At 59.1% G+C, this 20,142-nt stretch carries 15 protein-coding genes and 2 pseudogenes; 13 read left to right on the top strand and 4 right to left on the bottom strand.

Annotated elements, in window-relative coordinates:
• Positions 1-581: hypothetical protein (locus AC0L2H_RS31265; protein ID WP_473593567.1), on the bottom strand; the 581-nt coding region annotated here is incomplete at its 3' end.
• Between the two features lie 84 nt (positions 582-665).
• Here AC0L2H_RS31265 and AC0L2H_RS31260 point away from each other — a divergent pair.
• Together AC0L2H_RS31260 and AC0L2H_RS31255 are read left to right on the top strand one after the other, a co-directional pair.
• On the top strand, positions 666-1,223 hold the full coding sequence (locus AC0L2H_RS31260; protein ID WP_473593566.1) for a hypothetical protein: 558 nt from the start codon (positions 666-668) through the stop codon (positions 1,221-1,223).
• 503 nt (positions 1,224-1,726) lie between these two features.
• Positions 1,727-2,218, top strand: a pseudogene (locus tag AC0L2H_RS31255) (TIGR02281 family clan AA aspartic protease); the annotation flags it as partial.
• A gap of 3 nt (positions 2,219-2,221) precedes the next feature.
• Here the strand turns inward: AC0L2H_RS31255 and AC0L2H_RS31250 are convergent.
• From AC0L2H_RS31250 to dusA, 3 genes and pseudogenes are all read right to left on the bottom strand, one after another.
• A pseudogene (locus AC0L2H_RS31250) lies at positions 2,222-2,605 on the bottom strand (tRNA-dihydrouridine synthase); the annotation flags it as partial.
• A 3-nt stretch (positions 2,606-2,608) separates the two neighbouring features.
• Positions 2,609-4,825, bottom strand: coding sequence for a hypothetical protein (locus tag AC0L2H_RS31245; protein ID WP_473593565.1), 2,217 nt, complete (start codon positions 4,823-4,825; stop codon positions 2,609-2,611).
• Positions 4,826-4,982: 157 nt separating this feature from the next.
• Entirely contained in the window at positions 4,983-5,981 is a 999-nt protein-coding gene (gene dusA, locus AC0L2H_RS31240; protein ID WP_473593564.1) for a tRNA dihydrouridine(20/20a) synthase DusA, read from the bottom strand.
• Between the two features lie 693 nt (positions 5,982-6,674).
• Here dusA and AC0L2H_RS31235 point away from each other — a divergent pair.
• From AC0L2H_RS31235 to AC0L2H_RS31185, 11 genes are all read left to right on the top strand, one after another.
• The gene (locus AC0L2H_RS31235; protein WP_473593563.1) at positions 6,675-7,208 is read left to right on the top strand and encodes a sigma-70 family RNA polymerase sigma factor; all 534 of its coding nucleotides are present in this window, start codon (positions 6,675-6,677) and stop codon (positions 7,206-7,208) included.
• On the top strand, positions 7,195-7,980 hold the full coding sequence (locus tag AC0L2H_RS31230; protein ID WP_473593562.1) for an anti-sigma factor family protein: 786 nt from the start codon (positions 7,195-7,197) through the stop codon (positions 7,978-7,980). Before AC0L2H_RS31235 ends, AC0L2H_RS31230 begins: the two co-directional genes overlap by 14 nt.
• 1,595 nt (positions 7,981-9,575) lie before the next feature.
• Positions 9,576-10,064 (top strand): invasion associated locus B family protein, encoded by a 489-nt coding sequence (locus AC0L2H_RS31225; RefSeq protein WP_473593561.1) that lies wholly within the window; start codon positions 9,576-9,578, stop codon positions 10,062-10,064.
• Positions 10,065-10,589: 525 nt separating this feature from the next.
• Positions 10,590-11,015: a hypothetical protein gene (locus tag AC0L2H_RS31220; RefSeq protein ID WP_473593560.1), complete on the top strand. Its 426-nt coding sequence runs from the start codon at positions 10,590-10,592 to the stop codon at positions 11,013-11,015.
• 178 nt (positions 11,016-11,193) lie between these two features.
• Positions 11,194-11,709 (top strand): SH3 domain-containing protein, encoded by a 516-nt coding sequence (locus AC0L2H_RS31215; RefSeq protein ID WP_473593559.1) that lies wholly within the window; start codon positions 11,194-11,196, stop codon positions 11,707-11,709.
• A 234-nt stretch (positions 11,710-11,943) separates the two neighbouring features.
• Positions 11,944-12,213 carry a hypothetical protein gene (locus AC0L2H_RS31210; protein WP_473593558.1) on the top strand — a complete coding sequence of 90 codons (270 nt, stop codon included), beginning with the start codon at positions 11,944-11,946 and terminating at the stop codon, positions 12,211-12,213.
• Positions 12,214-12,455: 242 nt separating this feature from the next.
• A complete protein-coding gene (locus AC0L2H_RS31205; RefSeq protein ID WP_473593557.1) occupies positions 12,456-15,191 on the top strand; it encodes an AMP-binding protein in 2,736 nt (911 codons plus the stop codon).
• On the top strand, positions 15,188-16,171 hold the full coding sequence (gene nadE, locus AC0L2H_RS31200; RefSeq protein ID WP_473593570.1) for an NAD(+) synthase: 984 nt from the start codon (positions 15,188-15,190) through the stop codon (positions 16,169-16,171). Before AC0L2H_RS31205 ends, nadE begins: the two co-directional genes overlap by 4 nt.
• A gap of 4 nt (positions 16,172-16,175) precedes the next feature.
• Positions 16,176-18,197 (top strand): asparagine synthase (glutamine-hydrolyzing), encoded by a 2,022-nt coding sequence (asnB, locus tag AC0L2H_RS31195; protein WP_473593556.1) that lies wholly within the window; start codon positions 16,176-16,178, stop codon positions 18,195-18,197.
• Positions 18,194-19,750, top strand: a complete 1,557-nt coding sequence (locus AC0L2H_RS31190) for a class I adenylate-forming enzyme family protein (RefSeq protein ID WP_473593555.1) — start codon at positions 18,194-18,196, stop codon at positions 19,748-19,750. Before asnB ends, AC0L2H_RS31190 begins: the two co-directional genes overlap by 4 nt.
• A gap of 60 nt (positions 19,751-19,810) precedes the next feature.
• A complete protein-coding gene (locus AC0L2H_RS31185) occupies positions 19,811-20,077 on the top strand; it encodes an acyl carrier protein (protein ID WP_008875857.1) in 267 nt (88 codons plus the stop codon).
• The last annotated feature ends 65 nt before the right edge of the window (positions 20,078-20,142 follow it).

Here is a 20,142-nt window from a genome sequence, read left to right as displayed (position 1 = left end):
CCCCCCCCTCTACCTCCATTGTCGCCCAGAACTCCGACCATACCTGGTTCACCCGGCGTCCCTGGGATAGGGAGAGTAACTACAATCGGCTTACCGGTGATTGCATTTGCCTTGAGGCTAACAGCGGTATCCGACAAAAGGACTGAGTCTGGGTGAAAAGCTATCTTTTCGCAATTGATTGCTATCCTTTTGTGGTCACCAATGAGCCTAACGCTGCCGTCGACAACTAGATTCTTACATTTCAGATTGCTCATCAGTTGACTTCGGAAGATATATCTCCCCTCATTGTCTACAAGAATACCGGATGGACCAATCTCATCACCAGGTATTTCTTTCTTGGCACCGGTAATTACAACCTCTTCCGCATCACCCGACGAAAAAACTATCTCCGGCCGAAATTCGTTTTCGACTATCAGGGGTGCTGCCCGTAAGGAAATTGAGCTGGACGCAGGCCCGCGAATGATGATTTGCACAACGTCATCATCTGACCCAAGGCAGGGGCCGAAAGCCTGGCTCTGAGCCACGCTCATGATGGAAATTGTAGTCGCGAGAAACGCAGTTTTCGATTTGACCTTGAGCATTGCCAAAACTCCCCCGCTATGTCAGCATACCATATCACGTGATTGTGAACTTGGTAAGGTCAAGTACAAATATTGGATACAGGCATGGGCGCCAGTACTCGTATCATTGGGTTCGTTGGGATTTTGTCTGCTGCGGTCGCCAGTCTTAGCGTTTCTGCGTACGCATTTCGAGTTGAGGAGCAACATCATAGCCTAAGCAATAGGATGGTGGTACTCCAAAGTAAGATGCCTTTTACTGGTCGGGCCATTGTTAGTGTTGGTAGCAATTTCACGAGTGACAGTCTAACTAAGAAGGGCCGAAGATGGTTGTGCAGTATTTCTGTTGGCAATCATGACATAGATCATATCTCAGCTGAATTTTACTCTCTAAGTGGCCGCCCGTTTCACTCGCTCTCTCTGGAAGCAACAGTCATCGACCAGCATCCGTACGCACAATTTCGTGGCGGCCGGGCCTTAGCAATGCCTGGTACAAGCTTGTGGAGAATAGCTCGTCTAGCAAGCGGACGGGGCGGCAACTATCATGTGTTAGTTGCGAGGAATCCGCGATATGAGAAAAACTCTAATTTGATTCAGCCTTATGATCGGGTTGATATTCCGGTGGGAGCGCTGGATAATTTTCAAATATCTGTAACAGGTGAATAAACAGACTTGCGGATCTATGTAGCAGGGCAATTAAAGTGATAATTTCCATTCTGGAAATCTCAGAAGACACGCTTTGCTTTAACGTTGCGGTGAGGAGAGGCAAATGTTGCGAACTATTGCTTTAGTTTTGACGCTGTTAGCTAGTATTGGTTTTTCGAATGCACAGACGGCGGGAGCTAACGGCGCAGATGGGGCGGCCGGGCAAGATGGTGCTCCAGGCCAGAATGGTTGCCCAGGCGGCAATGGAGGTAACGGAGGCCCGGGAAGCGCGGGCATAAACAATGGTGACGGCGGTGACGGAGGCAATGGGGGCAATGGCGTAGGCCCCGGTTGTGCCGGAGGTGCGGGCGGCTTAGGTGGAGCCGGTGTAGGGCAGGGAAAAAATGGTGTATCCGGTATGCCGGGCATGAGTGGGAGTTAACATTAGGGTTTCCGCAGACATGCACTATCAAGTGACAGGGCGTTTGGCCTTTGCGTGGTCTCGTACCAACTGAGAGGTCCGCGTCATCGTGCTGGCGCTGATCGCCGGCTACCAATATCGCTACGAATTGCAGGATTTCGCCAGCCGGGTCACCGCCGGGCTCGTTCCCGGCAGTCCGCTGGCGCTGGGTGTGGAAGACGGCCACGCCACGGTGACCCTGGACAAGGCCGGCAATGGCCATTTCGAAGCGCGCATCATGGTCAATGGCGCGCCGGTCCGGGCCGTGGTCGACACCGGCGCGACCAGCACCGTGCTGACAGCGCAAGACGCGCAGGCGGCTGGCTTCAATCCAGCCACGCTCAATTTTACGATACCGGTCTCGACCGCCAACGGCATGGCGCGCGCGGCGGGCGTGAGAACCGACGAATTGGCGATCGGCGGCATCGTTCGCAAGAACATGCCGGTCATGATCGCCGCCCCCGGCATGCTCAGCCAGAGCCTGCTCGGCATGAACTTCATCGGTTCGCTGTCGGGTTTCGATGTGCGCGGCGACCGCATGATTTTGCGCGACTGACCCTCAGGCGGCTTCCGCGCTTGCCCTGACCAAATCAACCGCGGCGAAGGCCGCCTTCAGCACGTCCGGGCCAGCGCCGGGCCGTGTCGCGTCGGTGGAAAGGATCTGCCGATAGCGGCGTGCGCCAGGCAGGCCATGGAACAGGCCGACCATGTGACGGGTGACATGGCCAAGCCGGCCGCCCCGCTCGATGTGACGCGCCGCGTAAGCCGCCATGGCATCGATCAGCACGGCAAAGTCGAACGGCTCGGATTTGCCGCCGTAGAATGCGGCATCGACGTCCGCCAGGATGCCCGGCGTGTGATAGGCGGCGCGGCCGAGCATGGCCCCGTCGACATGATCTATGTGCCTAAGTGCCTCTTCGAGCGATTGAATGCCGCCATTGATCGACTATCGATAAGCTCTCATTTCTTTCCGGCGAATGTTCAAGGATGTCGGCTCCCACTCACATGTCTGAGGATCGTAGTCGTATTGGGCAGTGGTAGGTATCAGGGTCGCTTCGAGGCTGCCGCAGGTGTAGCCAGCGTGGAATGCCGCCGACTTGTCGACATAGTCGCAGTAGACTACGACTTCGCCTTCGCATATCGCCGAGCCGTTAGCGGTGTTTTGGCATGATTGAGCGACGTAGTTGAAGCCGAACTCCACGATCGGCGCCCCCAGCGTGTTCTGCACGCAAGTGGTGTCCTGATGGTTGAAGTCGGACATCACTTCTCCTTCCCTATTCAGGAAGTCGACCATTCCCGAGTCGCACATCGTTGCCGTCGCGGCGCGGGCGGTCCTCAGTCCGACCTCGAAGGTCATCGGAGGCTTCGACGGCCGATCTGGCCCGCATTTATCGAAGTCGATAAGGCCTTCGGTGTCCTCCGGTCTCGTCAAACCAGTGGCCTTGAGCAATTTGGCGAGTTTTTCGCAAGTCAAAGATCGCATCACCTTGGGCGAGGCCATCGCTATCCCCGTGCGCGCGTGTGCGATCGTGTTGGCCAGTTTGCCGAATGATACCACGCGTTTGTTGTCCCGCCGGCAAGACGCGAGTTCGTTGCCTATCTCGACGAAACGCTCAGTCATAGGCTTCTTGCCATCCGATTTGGCTGACTCACCGAGATGAAAGGTCTCGAACGCCGCTGTGCCAATTCCGCCGGAACTCCGTCGCGTGGGCGGTGTTATGCCGGCGACGAGTTTCGGATATAGAGTTCGCGCTATCGTCAGGCGGCGCTCCGTCTCCAGCAGCGCGCGCAGGCAAGCGGTCAACGAGCCATCATCATCGTCCGGGGTGCACAGGCTCCAGACAGGAACACCTCCCGCGATCGCCAATTGCAGATCGGCGATCTGCTGACAGTCGTCCACTTTGAACTGCGCCGAAAACCCGTGGGAGCGAAGTGTAGACATGTCGCGAGACAACAGGTCCGCCTGTATCGCGCAGGATTGCAGGCTGCGTGTATCGTTCACCGTCTGGACGATGTGGTTGACGAAATTTATCGCTGGCGCATAGCCTTGCGTGATTGCCACCCGGTAGTTCGCGACCAGGCAATCCACCAGCAAAGCGATAGCGGACCCGTCGCAGGCAGACAGTTGTTCTTTGATCCCCGGAGGCAGTTGCAATGCGGCGGTAAGCGTTTCGCCATGCCCGAGCCGGCCTTCGCTGGCGAGCCGCAAGGTTTCCGTTTTGTCGAGCTCGACATTGAGGTAGTTGCAGCCCCAGTCCGCGTTGAAGAACGTCAACTTCTGGACGAAAGGTAGCTCGAACGGTTCCCAGCTATCGTCGATGAAGTCAAGCGTTTCAGGCGACCTGACATCAGTCAGATTCTGGTCGGTTACCTTGAGTTCGCCAACGGAAACGATGGCACGGCGCGCTATCCAGAGCTTATCGAGTTCGAATGTCGACCGGAAGGCGGGGGCAGCGCCTGACTGATCCTTCCAGATCGTGAATTCACCAGATCCCAGGCCTCCTCTGATCGTCACTTTCACAGTGGCTGATCTGTCTCCGTTGGCGCCGCAATTTATCATGCCTTGCCAGACGCCAGCCACGTAGAGGTGGTTCTCGGCGGTGGGCACCGCTGAAGGTTGAGGTCCGGCGACCTGCGTGGGAGCGACAGGTTTTTGGGTGAGCTCCGTAAATCTCTTGGGCTTGCGAACTGGATACTTCTCGGCAACCACGGCCGGCTTCGTCTCTACGATCGGTGTCTTGCGCTGCAGGCTGAACTCTCCCCCGCATGGGGGCATGATCTTTCCCGTGATCTCCCCGCCGTCGCCGGACATTCGTCCCTGCAGCGCAACAGTCAGGACACCTTTCGGCTTGCGTCCGGTCCACTTTCCAGGACGTAGGAACACGACACCTCGGCGGTCGACGTTCGCAAAGACCTCGAAAGCGCCGCGCTCCTTCTTGTCTTTCAAATGCCGGAACTCCAGGACGCCTTTTTTCCCTTCCCTAAATGTGATCGTGACCGTGGCTTGCTGTTTGCCGCAGCTGTATCTGCCCTCCCAGGTTCCAATGATGTGAGCTGACTCGAACACGCCTATGCCAGCGCCGAAGCCAGCTACCGTGAAGCTGAAATAGGCAAGGGCGGAGATAATCAAGCCTGCCATTACGCGCTGGAAATCCAACAGCATGTCGCCAACTCCCGGGTGTAAGTCACTCTGCGGGATATTGTATGAATTCTCATATCGCGGCCAGTCAACCAATTGGCGTATACCGCACCAGGACCGGTAGGCGAAAGCCGACATATGCCCATATCTCGCGGGCTAAACACTTAGAAAAACCCGCGCGTCAGGCGGCTTCCGCGCCGGCCCTGGGAAAATCGACCGCAGCGAAAGCCGCCTTCAGCACGTCCGGGCCAGCGCCGGGCCGTGTCGCGTCGGTGGAAAGGATCTGCCGATAGCGGCGTGCGCCAGGCAGGCCATGGAACAGGCCGACCATGTGACGGGTGACATGGCCAAGCCGGCCGCCCCGCTCGATGTGACGCGCCGCGTAAGCCGCCATGGCATCGATCAGCACGGCAAAGTCGAACGGCTCGGATTTGCCGCCGTAGAATGCGGCATCGACGTCCGCCAGGATGCCCGGCGTGTGATAGGCGGCGCGGCCGAGCATGGCCCCGTCGACATGATCTATGTGCCTAAGTGCCTCTTCGAGCGATTGAATGCCGCCATTGATGCCGATGAATTCATTCGGCTTTCTGGCTTTCAGACGATAGACCCTGTCATAGTCGAGCGGTGGGATGTCACGATTTTCCCTTGGGCTGAGCCCTTCCAGCCAGGCCTTGCGGGCATGCACCCACAATGCGTCGGCGCCGGCTGAAAAAACGCCGTCCGCCAGCGCGTCGAGCGCCGGCTCCGGATCCTGTTCGTCGACGCCGATGCGGCATTTGACGGTGACGGGGATTTTCACGGCGGCCTTCATCGCCACGACGCAATCGGCGACGAGAACCGGCGTCTTCATCAGGCAGGCGCCGAACGTGCCCGACTGGACGCGGTCCGACGGGCAGCCGACATTCAGGTTGATCTCGTCATAGCCGAAGGCTTCGCCTATGCGCGCCGCCTCGGCAAGCTTGCGCGGATCGGAGCCGCCAAGCTGCAATGCGACCGGATGTTCCGCGTCATCAAAGCCGAGCAGCCGCTCGCGCGCGCCCTGGATGATCGCGTCTGCCACCACCATCTCGGTGTAGAGCAGCGCCCGGCGCGTCAACTGGCGATGCAAGAACCGGCAATGCCGGTCCGTCCAATCCATCATCGGCGCCACGGCCACTCTATGATTTTGATTTTTCAGCATTTTTTTAACAACAAATCGTTAGAACCTGCCGGGTGCACACGAATTTACGCCAGAATACGACCCTTTTCGCCACGTTTCGCTCTCTCAGTGCACACGGAGCGCACACGAACCACCTACACAAAGCTCTCGTCCGGTTCCTGGCGTGTCCAAGTCCGTAGCAAAGGTCGCTACGTCAGCGAGACCTTCCTGCGCCGAGACGACGCTCGGCAACCGACGCCGAGCGCCAAGTCGATCGCGGTGAGACGCCGGTAAGTCCCCCATAGCGCGTCTGAGACCTTCGGCGAACTCATCGACCTTCATATCGACGACATGTGCGGTGTAGGCAAGTCCCCTCGCCGCTCCAAGACCGCAGCCCGAGATGCTCCAACGGCATCTGGGGAAGTGCAACATCGCAGCCCTCGATCGGGATCGACACATTACGCTGCGAACGTGGGAAAGGATTGGGTCCGTGTAACCGACGAGAACCCGGGCAAATCTCCGCCTATTGCTTTGCCTCTGGCACATACGCCGTGCGTCAGCAGAAAGCCTCGTTCGGTAGCCGCTTTCCGACTTGATGTAGGCCTGACGGAACCCGCGCCTCGCGCCGGCCCCCTACCAGTTTCGCCTTCGAAGGTCCACCAGTGCCAAGGCCACTTGAGGACAAAAAAAGCGCACCGCTTGGAATAGTCTCTCCATCGTCTCAGTATACGGCACATGAAAGCGAACTTCGACGTCACTCCGCATTTGGAGGATCTCTGGCGGTATGGTCGAGTGCTTACGCACAATGACGCAGACGCCGACGACTTGGTGCAGGAGTCGCTTGTCCGTGCTCTCTCCCTGGCTCGTAGTTACGACGCTTCGCGTCCTCTCATGCCCTGGCTGATCACAATCGTGCGGAATACCTTTCTGACCAGTGCGGTCCGTGCGAACGCAGAGAAGCGGCGGATTGCCGCCTATGCGGAGCAGTCCGACCCGCTGTTATTGCCGTCGCAGGAGCACAGCGCCGAACTCTCCAATGTCAGAAAGGCGCTGACAGAACTACCTACGGAGCAAGCCGAAGTTCTCCATTTGGTTGGAGTCCTGGGTTTCACGTATTCTGATGCCGCAACGGTGCTCGGCGTACCGCAGGGAACTGTCATGTCCCGCCTGAGCCGCGCACGGGGTGCCCTGAAAAACAACATGGAAAAGCTACGCGATTGCGCGCCTTCCCAGTTAAAAGTTGTAGGAGGCCGTGATGTGGCCAAGTGACCGTATTTCCGAAGACGAGATCAACCGCTTTCTGGACGGGGAACTGACCCAGTCCCAGAGATCCGACCTCCAGGCCCGTCTTGCCCTGGAGCCGGAACTGGCGGCGGACGTGTTTGCGCAAGCGCAGCGCATGGAAGCTTTGCGCGTGGCTCAACCGCAGCGGCTTTTCCCGCCGCGTGCCAGCTTGGACAAGGCAAAGCGACTGGAGAGTGCGTTTCGACGGCGAAAGCTATTCAGTGTGCTCAAGCTGCAAACGGCAGCCGCCTTGCTCGTTTTGGTGGGTTGGTCGGCCAACACATTGACACTGCCTCTCCGGCAGGGAGGCCAAACCACGGACGAGAATTTCATTCTCGCCGCGCGTGATGCTTTGCGTGTGGCGCAACTGAATGCCGGCCCGGAGAAAGGCAGTGAACCAAAGCAGGACAAGATCGAACGACTGGTCGGCGCAATGAACATCAGTATGCTGGATCTTCCAGCGACATGGCGGGTGAAAGATGTTCAGGTGCAGCCCTGGAACGGGCGGCAGAGCCTTGTCGTGACGGCCGATACGCCGAGCGTCGGCCGGATCACTCTGGTTGCGGTCGCGATGAGCGGCGAAGACGCCATACCTCCAACTCCCGCGACGGACGGCCGGGTGCCGACCGTCTACTGGCAATCTGGTGGCACAGCCTACGCTTTGATGGGCCCCGCCGCTCCCGACCGGCTTGAGAAGGAAGCTAAGGAAATCGAAGTTGCTACGCGGAGGAACGTTACGTCCAAGAGAAGGGGCTGATGACCACTGAACCCACAATCACCAGCCAGAGGAAGGTGAAGCTGCATGTCTGCCGAGCAAATTCAGAAACATTTCGTGGGGTTTCTTGGTGCAGATGTAGGAGTCTCGTTCAGTGATCCTGCAGACCCACGTGAGGTGGTTCTATATCGGCCAGACAGGCTATCTGAGGAGTTCGTCACTTGGGCATTCGAAGAGTTGGAAAAGACCGCACCGGATGTTGCAAGGAAGATTGACCGACTGCTCGTATCATATGAGACCCGACATGGCCGCACTCGGCGTAGGGTAGACATCTCCTCAAATAGCATGGCGCCCCAGCCGCAAAACCCTGAGCCATCTTCAGGAGCTGAGGCTCCGGGGCGGGCGGCATGACACGGCTTCCGTCACCGACCATAGGAGCCATGCGGTACTACTCGTCGACTTGCCCGGTTTGCGAAGAAACCGCGCTCGCGGCCGATATTATCTTGCGAACGGTCGAATTCCAGTGTGCTCGCTGCGGCGGATACGAAATCACCGCCGCCGCGCGCTGGGCCATGCGAGCGATGTCGTTAGAGCGACGTGTGCTGTGGCTTACGCAGGCCCGGAAACAAACGTCCGAAACTCAGCGAATTGCTCTGTTGGTTTGTGCCAACGAAAATCTGACCGGGGGTGAATAATTGCATCTTGGGAGATGACAACAGGAACGTATCAACGTCGCGGACTTCGACGAAAGACACGCGTAAGAATGATGCTGTTCGAGGAAGCGCACCCGCGGGCGTGTCCTCGCGGCCCGGCATTTCCGGCGGGGCTGGTGCCGGGCCGATCCGCCCGTGTTTGCGGAGTGATCCACTTCAAGTCAACGGGGCGGCAGGCGCGGAGCCCCTGGCCTCCAACGTCCCGAAAAATAGCCGTCGGGCTGGAATAGTTTCCCGCCACGCTCGGTATATGCCGCATGAGAGTGAACTTCGACGTGGCGCATCGAGTAACGGGCCATCGTCCGATGCTGGGAGCGGCAGCGCCATCTTGGGAGCGCAGCGCGAGTGCTGATGATCACAACAACGTCAGTGCTTGCGGCCGGGAGGAGCGCGCTCTCATTGGCCCAGCGGTTGTCCCCCTGTCCATGGCCGCTGGGCCGTTCCGCCAGATGAAAAACACCTAACTAACTACGCCAGGTTAGCGACCACATATGCGGAAGTTGGAAGACTATGAGGAGATTGCGCTAATCGGCTACCCGTACGACGGAGAGTACATAGCCGTGGTGGATGGCAAAGGCGATCATGCTCGACTACTCGGAGGCGAATTGTGCGGCCTTGATGGCGCAACACTGACTGACCAGGCGGCGGCTTTGCCACGATACTATCCATGGGCATCCCATCTCGTTATCGCCACTGTTAAAGGGGACCGGCTTGTTGGTATCCGTGATTACTGAAGGGCAAATGTTCCTCTCACGGAAGCAATACGCCCTACCAGGAGGCAGCTCGATCAGGCCGAAGCATGGCCCGAGTTGACTGCGGCCAGAATTTCCAACGACCGCATTGAGAAAACCCATAATCAAATCTCGGTGGTACGGGAAAACCACCTTGGCCAAGTTTGTAGCGCTATGAAGCTGGAAGGAAATGATGACCATCAAAGCAGTTGGAGTGAGCATCGCATCTTTGCTACTTTCGATCACTTGGGCGCAGGCTGACCCCAGACTCCTCTCTCAGCACGGCGCATGGGGCGTCTACTCTTATCGCTCTGACACAAAACGCTGCTACGTCCTGAGTGTCCCCGTTTCCAAACTGCCGGCGGGTGTCGATCATGGTGAAAATTTTGTCATAGTCTCGCAGGCGCCGGACGATGAACAGCCCGAAGCCATCATGGGGTATCGGCTTAAGCCGGGATCGGACATCGATGTGGCGATCGCAGACCAGCGCTTCTCGATGTTTACCCAAGACAACAAGGCATGGCTGCCGAACGCCGAGGAGGATCGATCAATGGTCAGTGCCATGCGAGCAGCCAGCAAAATGAAGCTGTTGGCCACGTCCTGGAGAGGTACACAGACCCAGTACGCCTATTCGCTGATGGGACTAACCGCCGCCTTAAATGCAAGCAAGACTTGCAAATAGATACCGCCATTCGGCTCGTTGAGCGGCGTCTGCCGGTGCGGCGTAGTCGCTCCGTCAAATCGCCCAACCGACCTGGAGAAACATCACCCAAGCGCGTCGATCCTCGGATGGCAAAAGGATGAGAGAGTTTTTCAATACCGCAATCGCTATCCTGCTGATAGCGATTGCTGTCGTCCTGCTCTTGCTGGCACCGAGAGGCTTCCAACTTGGTCCGCCCGAGCCGCTTGTTAGTTCTCGCGCTTCTGGCTTGATGCGAGGAGTCGTCGACACCTTTGTGCAGACCCCTTTGACGAGAACTATGGTGTGAGGCGGTCCGGCCGAGCCGGATGCAATCAATGTTCTAAAATCGAGCGCGGCGCCCAGGCTCTTAATGCCCTATCGATAAATATCCGAGCGGGCTGGAATAGTTTCTGGTCCGTCTCGGTATACCCCACATGACGGCGAAGCTCGTCGCCGCTCGTACTTTCGAAGGGTTCCTCATGGCGGGGTGCCTATGCGCGATGCGCGTGGCTGAAAGGAAGAACAATGGAAGATAATCGAACCATGGCGCAACGCTGGGATGCCTATCAGCCGTCCAAGACACTCTGGTTCTGGTCGCTGGCAGGCGTTGCAATATTGACAATGATCCTGGGCTTCACCGCAGGCGGTTGGACGACAGGCGGAACCGCGAAGCAGATGGCGCTGATGTCCGCTCGCGACGCGCGGGCTGAACTGGTCGCAAATCTGTGTGTCGAAAAATTTGTCAGTGCAGCCGACGCGAGCCAGAACCTGGCCAAACTGAAGGAGACATCGTCCTATCAGCGCGACAGCTTTATTACCGATGGCGGCTGGATCAACCTGGCCGGCATGAAAAACAAAGCGCCCGGCGCGGCGGACCTGTGTGCAGACAAGCTGGCTGCGATGGACGATATACCCGCGCGCAGCGTTTCACCTTCACAGACAAGCGGCTGAAGAAGTTCTGCTCGTGAACGTGATAGTCACGCCGCACGTGTAGATCTAGCAAAGGCGGTTTCTGGCGCGTGCCTGGGATATGGCGCGCGCCCTCGCCTAATGGCTTCAGATGGCGCATGTCCCTCATCCCGGCGAGAGAATGTTGAATCCAGGCGGGCTCCCCTTTCTCAGAGGTGCGGTGAAACTTCTGATATCGTGGGCACTCACTCGATTTGCTCTCACCGCCGCCTTGCTCGCCGCATCTGCAACGACGACAGGATTGAGAGCCGAGACCACTGGCCTCCCTCTACCTCGCTTCGTCTCTTTGAAAGGTTCACCCGCGAACCTCCGGATCGGCCCTGGTGTCGGCTACGGCGTTGAATGGGTCTACATCCGGCCGGGCATTCCCCTTGAGATTTACCAGCAATTTGGCAATTGGCGGCGGGTAAGAGATTGGAACGGAGCCAGCGGATGGATCTATGCACCGCTTCTCTCAGGGCATCGAACGGCGGTGATCGCTCCTTGGAGCAAGAGCAACGTTGCTCTACGCAAGAAGCCGACATTCGATAGCGCTGTTATTTCTTGGTTCGAACCTGGCGTTGGAGTCAAGCTGAGGCGATGCGATGGGCAATGGTGCAGCGTGGCGCTGGATTCGATGTCAGGCTTCGTCAAACAGTTCGACCTGTGGGGGGCATATCCCGGCGAAGTTTTGTGAACGACGAGGTCGGACTTCGTTGACGAACTTTAGCTTGTGAAAATACGCGGTCTCGGCGGCGCTCATAGTGGCTGTGCAACTACGGGCATCGATCACGTGCCCACCGCGTATCCAGACATCCCTCACGAGCGCGCGCAATTCGGCCGCCGGACGAAGCCGGTGCCGGCAGTAGTCAAAGTGTCATTAGGCCACGGTAATGTAGCTCACGTCAAAGTTGCTGCCTGGAGGCCATCGATGCAGACGTATCTTGTTGAGCGAATGGAAGGCGATGATGTGATAGCGGGTCGCATCATCGACGCGCCAAGCCCATTCAGAGCTGCTTCCATGGCGACGGATCGACACATTACGCTGCGAACGTGGGAAAAGGATTGGGTCCGTGTAACGGACGAGATCCGGGGGCAAATCTTCGCCTATTGCTTTGTCTCCGGCGCATACGCCACTGCCAATGCGTGGCCCGTCAAAAAGCAGGATAAACAGGAGTTTGCGGCCGGACGTTGGAAGTAAGATACTCTATTCCCACCCCCGGCTCCATCCGCACGCATATCGCTTTTTCCCCGAAAGAAGAAAGTGGTTTGGCGTGAAATCACAATAGCGTGAAGACCAAGCCCGATTGCCGATAATGGCGGCGAATGTCCCCTGTCGGTCGTGCGGTCAGCCCCTTGGGGCGTGGCGGCGTCATCAGAATGATCGATGAAAAGGTTTCGACGGAGCGCGATAAGTGACCCTAACCTCAGCGTGGGCCACTCATGTCTCCAATGTATTTGGCATCAGAAAGGACGGATCAGGATCTACAGGCGGATCGTCAACCAACGACCCCCGGTAGATGGTCCAACGTCCCGGAATACGCACTTGATCAGGGCGGCCCCGTTCTGCGCCTTTATCAACGCATGGGTGTCGATTTTGCGAACATCACCGTCTTCGATCACCTGAGAGACATCACCAGGCAATATCCCAACAAACTGGCGATCAGCGACGGCACCACCCGTCTGACATATTCCCAGCTTCTGCAAGCCGTCGAGATGCTGTCCCACCGAATTGCCGCCGCCGTTCCCAGCGGACAGGCGATCGGGATCCTTCAGGCCAACTCGGTTTGGTACCCTGTGGCCATCTTGGCGAGCATGGCGGTTGGGCGGCCTTCCGTGCCGCTCAATACGAGAGATCCCCATTCGCGAACCAATGAGATTGTTGTCGCGGCTCGGCTCTCGACGGTCATAGGCGACGGCGATGTTCGCCCTGTCGGTCTGACTCAGGACGTCCATTGGATTGACGCGACCACCAGCATCACGCCACAGGTCCAGCCGCTACCCCAGTCCTGTTCCGTCTCGGTCGACGCGCCCGCGGTGGTGCTCTACACCTCGGGCAGCACCGGTCACCCCAAAGGCATCGTCAATAGCCAGCGCAGCCTGCTTTGGCGGGTTCAGCAATATGTCGATGCATGCCACATCAACTCGGATGATGTCTTCTTGCCCTTGACCGGGCCTGCCACGATCGCCGGTTGCCGGGAGGTTCTCGCCGCCGTCCTGACCGGCGCCACCTTGCATCTCGCCGAGCTCGAAGCCATCGGCTTGCGGGCAGTCCAGCGCCTTGTGGAATCCGAAGGCGTGACGGTCACCTATCTGGTGCCGGCCGTGCTTCGCGTGCTAATGGCGGACGCGCCTGCTGACGCCTTCCGCTCGCTCAGAGTGGCTCGGATCGGGGGAGAAAAGGTGACATGGGCCGATATCGCCCTGTTGCGCAAAGTCGTGTCGAGCACCTGCTTCATCCAGATTGGTTACTCGTCAACCGAGACCACCGGGTCGCAATGGTTCTTGCCGCAAGACTGGCCGGAGGAAGGTTCCTCGGTTCCGGTTGGCTGGCTGCTCCCGGGAGTGATGTTCGCGATTGTCGACAATGAGGGGCGCCGCGTTCAGCCCGGCGAGGTTGGCGAGCTCCTTATAAGAAGCCCGTATGTCTTGCTTGGCTATTGGGAGAACGGCACCGTCGCGCCCGTGGCATCCAATCCGGATAATGGTGATCTGCGAATATTCGCAACGGGTGACCTTGTCCAGCTTGACAGCCAGGGCCTCCTGCACATCGTTGGCCGCAAGGGCCGCCAAATAAAGATCAATGGTCGGCGTATCGAGCCGACCGAACTCGAACTTCTATTGCGTAGCGCCTCTGACGTGGAGGATGCCGTCGCAATCATGACGGCGGCAAGTGAGCTTGTTGCATTTGCCATTCCCCAGCCATGGGCGGGACCAGCCTTTTCGGACGAACTTCGCCAGCTTGTCAGAACGAAGCTGCCGCCGGAGCTATATCCCATGCGGTTCCACACGATCGCCGCAATTCCGCGTCTGCCGGGCGGCAAGGTCGACATGGCTGCGCTTGCGGAGATTGATCTGTCAGCCAGGAAGATCGCCCCCCCTGCGCAGCAATCCAATACCAGCGAGCTGACCGCCCATCGGATAGTGCAGCATGTCTGGAACAATATCCTCAACACACGCGTCGCCGCAGGACGCTGGGATGACGCAGGCGGAGATTCGCTGAAGCTGCTGCGTTGCGTCATGGAAATCGAAAACGCCATCGGACAGGAACTCAGCCTCGATGGCTTCACGGTCGGTATGAACATGGGCGAAATGGTCAGGGTGGTTGCGTCGGCACAAGCCGGCGCCCTACGCACGCAAGTGAAAAAGCACGAACCCCCAACTCTTTTCCTGCTCCCGGGATCCGTCGGCTATGGCCCAAGCTTTGCCGCGTTTGCATCTTCGATGGGCAAGATGGCACGAGTGGTCCCCATCAGATATCCAGCCCTGGCGACGATATTGCGCGGACCAAACACAGTCTCAAACATGGCCGAGGGCGCGGTCGACCAGATCCGCCGCGCACAGCCGACGGGTCCCATAAGACTTCTCGGCCATTCGCTCGGCGGCGCCGTCGCGTTCGAGGTTGCGGAGCGGCTGCTGGCTGCGGGGCGAACCATAAAGTTCCTTGGTATCCTCGACACGAGCCTCCTCGGCGAGCGCAGCACCTATTGGGAGATGATTGTCCGCACATACCAGCGGATCCGGACCAATCGCGTCACCGCCGACCGGATGGTTTGCCGCTTCCTGGCAAAAGTTGCCGTCAAAACGGGCTTCGAGGTGCAGCTCGCCCGCATCCTCAATCGCTATGCTCAGGATGAGTTCAACGCGACGAGCTTCAGAACCAAACTGGAACTGCAGGGGCAGTTGCGAGGGCGGGCCTTCTACCAGTGGCTGGCGATACCCAGACCGACGCTGCCGATCACCGCAACCCTCTTCCGCTGCGCTCGGCCCAAAATGCCGTTGGCCATTGGGTGGGATGGCGCTTTCGCGCGTCTGGATGTGGTTCCGGTCGTTGGCAGTCACTTCGATATGGTCACGGAGCCTTATCTAGCCACCAACCGCCCACTCATCGAGAGCGCTTTGGAGCAAACCTATTCCGCGGCCGAGCTGCGCATACGGGAGTACGGACCATCGACCTGATTTCGGAATTCAGCAGGGCCACGCTGGTGCTCGATGCTCGCGCGGAGGTCGATCGCATGGTCGAGATCCTGCGTGAGCAGGTTTTTGGCACACTGCGGCGCCGTGGCGTGGTTGTCGGCCTCTCCGGTGGCATAGACAGCTCCGTCGTCGCTGCCTTGTGTGCGCGCGCACTTGGGAAAGACAAGGTTCTGGGGCTATTCATGCCGGAGCACCATTCCTCCGGCGATTCGCTCAGACTGGGCCGCGTTGTCGCGGCCCAGCTTGGCATCGATACGATCCTGGAAGATATCGCACCGCCCCTTGAGGCCATTGGCGCTTATCGCCGACAGATCGAAGCTATCCAGACCGTTGTTCCCCAGTATGGCGACGGCTGGAAATGCAAGCTGGTGCTTGCGTCGGTTCTCGAGAGCAACGGCCTCAACATAACACGCCTCACGGTTGAAGATCCGCAGGGCAAGACGGACACGGTGCGCCTGTCGCCGGCAGCCTATCTGCAGATCGTCGCTGCAACCAATTACAAACAGCGCCTGCGCAAAATGACCGAGTATTACCACGCGGACCGCCTCAACTATGCGGTGGCAGGCACGCCAAACCGCCTTGAGTACGACCAGGGCTTTTTCGTCAAACAGGGTGACGGAACTGCCGACCTGATGCCTATCGTCCATCTCTACAAGACCCAGGTCTACCAACTGGCCGAGTATCTTGGGGTGGATGAAGAGATCCGGCAGCGGCCGCCCACCACGGACACGTTCTCCATGGCGCAAAGCCAGGAGGAATTCTATTTCGCGCTGCCTTATCATCTGATGGATCTGTGCCTCTACGGCGTGAACCACGGGCTTTCCGCCGAGGAGGTCGCAGCCGCGGCCGATCTCACCGCGGTCCAGGTTCAAAAGGTCTTCAAGGACATCGACAGCAAACGGCGTGCAGCGCGGTATCTTCACGCCCGGCCATTGCTGCCCGCTTCTATGGGCGAGGACTGACCGGATGTGCGGCATTGCCGGAATTGTCTCGCTGAGCGCCGCTGCCGCGCCTCCTTCGCGAGACGCACTGATGCGCATGGCGGGCGCACTAACGCATCGCGGCCCGGACGAGCGTGGCCTTTACCGGGACAGACGCGCGGGCCTGGCGCATGCCCGCCTGTCCGTCGTCGATCTTTCCAGCGGCCAGCAGCCGCTTGCGGACGCGGGCGACACGACCTGGATCGTCTTCAACGGCGAGATATTCAACTATGTCGAATTGCGTGAAAAGCTGGTCGCCCTTGGCCACCGCTTCCGCACGCGTAGCGACACGGAGGTCGTCATCCACGCCTATCGTGAGTGGGGCGAGGCAGCCTTCGAGCGGATGAATGGGCAATGGGCGATCGCAATATGGGACTCCGTGGCGGGTCGTCTCGTGCTATCGCGTGACCGGTTCGGCATCTGCCCCCTGCACTATTGCGAGCACGGTGGTCGGCTTTACTTCGCCAGCGAAGTGAAAGCCATCTTCGCCGCCGATGCCGGCATATCCCGCGCCTTCGATCCGGTTGGGCTCGACCAGACCTTCACGCTGTGGACGATCGTACCGCCGCAGAGCGTATTTCGCGGAATCAAGGAATTAAAGCCGGGCCACGTCCGCATCCATGAAAATGGAACCGTTCGCGAGCGGGCGTTCTGGAAGCCGAGCTATCCCGAAATTTCCGACCCGAACGATGGTCAATTCACCGGATCGCTCAATGATGCGGTGGAGGAAGTGCGCAGCGCTCTCGAAGCCGCCACCGCGCTGAGAATAGTAAGCGCCGATGTTCCGGTCGGCTGCTACCTGTCCGGCGGACTCGACAGTTCGCTTGTCGCTACGCTGGGCCGGCGCTTCGCGGGCGAGCGTTTCCAGACCTTCTCGCTGCGTTTTGCCGATGCCGAATACGATGAAACCCGCTTCCAGCGCCTGGTCGCCGGCGCGACCGGAAGCGAGCATCATGAGGTGGTGGTCTCGCGCAGCGATATCGCCGAGATCTTTCCCGAGGTGATCTACCATACCGAGCGCCCCATCCTCAGGACCGCGCCTGCGCCGCTGTTCCTGCTCTCCAGGCTGGTGCGCGAGCACGGCATCAAGGTCGTGCTCACCGGCGAAGGGGCCGACGAGATGTTCGCCGGCTACGATCTGTTCCGCGAGGGCAAGGTCCGCCGCTTCTGGGGGCGTCAGCCCGCGTCGACACGACGTCCGCGGCTGCTCGATCGCCTCTACCCTTACCTCAGCCGCTCGCCGGTGCACCAGCAAGCCATGGCGCGGCAGTTCTTCGGGCGCAACATACAGTCCCATGACGCGCCAGGTTTTGCGCATGACACGCGCTGGCACACCACCGGCGCCGTCAAGCGGCTGTTCTCCGCCGACATGCGCGCTGAAACCGGGCAGCGCGATGCCGTCTCCGAACTGCTCGGCCGCCTGCCGGCGGAGTTTTCACGATGGGGTTCGCTTGCCCAGGACCAGTTTATCGAGATCGAGACGCTGATGTCGGGATACCTGCTTTCCTCGCAAGGCGACAGGATGCTCATGGCGCACTCGATCGAGGGACGCTTCCCCTTCCTGGACGATGAAGTCGTGAAGCTCGCGAATTCGCTGCCGGCAGCCTACAAGCTGGCCGTCCTCGATGAGAAGCACGTGCTGAAGCGTGTGGCGCAACCGATCCTGCCGCCGGAAATCGTGGCCCGCAAGAAGCAGCCATACCGGGCGCCCAACGGGCTTTGCTTCGTTGCCGACGATGCCCCAGCCTATGTTCAGGAAGCGCTTTCGGAGCCGGCGTTGCGCGCGGCGAACGTCTTCGATCCGAAATCGGTCATGCGTCTGCTGGACAAGTGTCGAGCCAGAACGGGCGATGGCGATCTGTCCAATTCAGACAACATGGCGCTGGTCGGCGTGCTGTCGACGCAACTGCTTCACCAGCAGTTCATCGCCAACTGTCCCGGTGGGGCTCGCACCGGCACGTTCAGCGTCGACATTGACCGCGCGCATCGCGAAGAGGTTCTGGCATGATGCATGGTGCGGTGCCTCTCCTGCATGACTACCTCGCCTATTCCGCCGGCCGCCTTGGCGAGAAAGTGGCGCTGGTGTGCGGCACGCAACGTGTCACCTATGGCGAGCTCGAGGCGCGCGCCAATGCCATTGCTCATCATCTGACCGCCGCTGGAGTGGCGCGCGGCGATCGCGTGATGATCTTCGCCGACAACACCGTCGAAACAGTCGTTTCCTTCTGGGGCGTACTCAAGGCGAATGCCGTTGTCAGCATCGTCAACCCGCTCACCAAAAGCGACAAGCTCGACTATCTGCTCAACGATTGCCTCCCGGCGGCACTGATCACCGACAAGCACCTGCACTCGGTGTTCAGCGAACCGGCGCGCAACTGCCCGTCACTGCGCCGGGTGATCGTTTCCGGGCCGATTGACGACGCCGAGCTGGCTGGATTGCCGCATGCCGTGCGATGGGATAGCGCGGTCGCCGACGACCACAGCAAAGCGCCTGCGCGCCGCTGCATCGATATCGATCTTGCCGCTATCATCTATACGTCGGGGTCGACCGGCGAGCCCAAGGGCGTGATGCTGACACACAGGAACATGATCACCGCCTGCACGTCGATCACCTCCTACCTCGAGCTTGGCGAAGACGAGGTGATCCTCAACGTCCTGCCTCTCGCCTTCGATTACGGCCTGTACCAGATGATCATGGCGTTTCGCACCGGCGCCCGGCTGGTGCTTGAACGCTCGTTTGCTTTCCCGGCCCAGATCCTTGGTGTGATCAAGCAGGAGAAGGTTACCGGCTTTCCCGGCGTGCCGACGATCTTCGCCTCGCTCTCGGAACTCAAATCGCTGAAAAGTCATGACTTTTCAATTATTCGCTACGTCACGAACACCGCGGCCGCGCTGCCGCTCAAGCATATTCTCATGCTCCAGGATCTGTTTCCGGGCGCGCGTGTCTATTCGATGTACGGTCTCACCGAATGCAAGCGCTGCACCTATTTGCCGCCGGAGGATCTGGAACGAAAGCCGTTGAGCGTCGGCATTCCCATCCCGAACACGGAAATGTGGATTGTCGACGAGGATGACAGGCGGGTTGGCCCCGACGTCGTCGGCCAGCTCGTCATCCGCGGAGCGACAGTGATGAAGGGGTATTGGGGCAAGCCGGAGGCCACGGCCAGGAAACTCAAGCCGGGTCCGTTGCCGGGCGAGCAGGTCTTGTACACCGGCGACTACTGCCGGATCGACACTGAGGGTTACCTCTATTTCATCGGTCGCGGCGACGAGATCATAAAATCCAGGGGTGAGAAAGTAGCCCCCAAGGAGGTAGAAAACGTGCTGATGGACATTCCGGGGGTACGGGAAGCGGCCGTCATCGGCGTCCCGGACGAGCTTCTTGGACAAGCGGTCAAGGCCTTTGTCGTGATGGAGCAAGGGAGCGTCATCGGCGAAAAGCAGCTTCAGAAAGAGTGCCAGAGGCGGCTGGAGAACTTCATGGTTCCGAAGTCCATCGTTGTCGTAGCAAGCCTGCCGATGACAGACACCGGCAAGCTCAAGAAAACGGCCCTGTCATAAGTTCTTTTTCTGGACGAGATTTGATTTGATTTTTTGTTGTTGCTCAGGAGGGCGAATTCAATGCTGACTACCAAGGACCGGGTCGAAACCTACAAGGAGCAAATTCGTGCGTTCCTGGCGTCGAATTTCTACATAGCCGACGCGGACGCGCTGCAGAGCGAAACATCGCTTCTCGACCAAGGCGTCGTCGACTCGACGGGGGTGCTTGAGGTCATTGGTTTCATCGAGGAAACCTACGGCATCACGGTCGAGGACAGCGAGCTTCTGCCTGAGAACCTGGATTCCATCCAGGGAATTGCCCAATACATCATCAGCAAGAAAAACTGATTACAAGCTTATTGCGCGGCGGGCGTTCCACGCTCCGCCGGCAGCGAGCGCATCTGCATCCGCGG

The sequence above is a fragment of the Mesorhizobium sp. WSM4871 genome, from assembly GCF_055811295.1.
This window is presented reverse-complemented; position numbering and strand designations above follow the sequence as displayed.

Coding starts and splice junctions, on each gene's coding strand:
- AC0L2H_RS31260 (WP_473593566.1), top strand. CDS start 666: ATGGGCGCCAGTACTCGTATCATTGGGTTCGTTGGGATTTTGTCTGCT.
- AC0L2H_RS31245 (WP_473593565.1), bottom strand. CDS start 4,825: ATGCTGTTGGATTTCCAGCGCGTAATGGCAGGCTTGATTATCTCCGCC.
- dusA (WP_473593564.1), bottom strand. CDS start 5,981: ATGCTGAAAAATCAAAATCATAGAGTGGCCGTGGCGCCGATGATGGAT.
- AC0L2H_RS31235 (WP_473593563.1), top strand. CDS start 6,675: ATGAAAGCGAACTTCGACGTCACTCCGCATTTGGAGGATCTCTGGCGG.
- AC0L2H_RS31230 (WP_473593562.1), top strand. CDS start 7,195: ATGTGGCCAAGTGACCGTATTTCCGAAGACGAGATCAACCGCTTTCTG.
- AC0L2H_RS31225 (WP_473593561.1), top strand. CDS start 9,576: ATGACCATCAAAGCAGTTGGAGTGAGCATCGCATCTTTGCTACTTTCG.
- AC0L2H_RS31220 (WP_473593560.1), top strand. CDS start 10,590: ATGGAAGATAATCGAACCATGGCGCAACGCTGGGATGCCTATCAGCCG.
- AC0L2H_RS31210 (WP_473593558.1), top strand. CDS start 11,944: ATGCAGACGTATCTTGTTGAGCGAATGGAAGGCGATGATGTGATAGCG.
- AC0L2H_RS31205 (WP_473593557.1), top strand. CDS start 12,456: ATGTCTCCAATGTATTTGGCATCAGAAAGGACGGATCAGGATCTACAG.
- asnB (WP_473593556.1), top strand. CDS start 16,176: ATGTGCGGCATTGCCGGAATTGTCTCGCTGAGCGCCGCTGCCGCGCCT.
- AC0L2H_RS31190 (WP_473593555.1), top strand. CDS start 18,194: ATGATGCATGGTGCGGTGCCTCTCCTGCATGACTACCTCGCCTATTCC.
- AC0L2H_RS31185 (WP_008875857.1), top strand. CDS start 19,811: ATGCTGACTACCAAGGACCGGGTCGAAACCTACAAGGAGCAAATTCGT.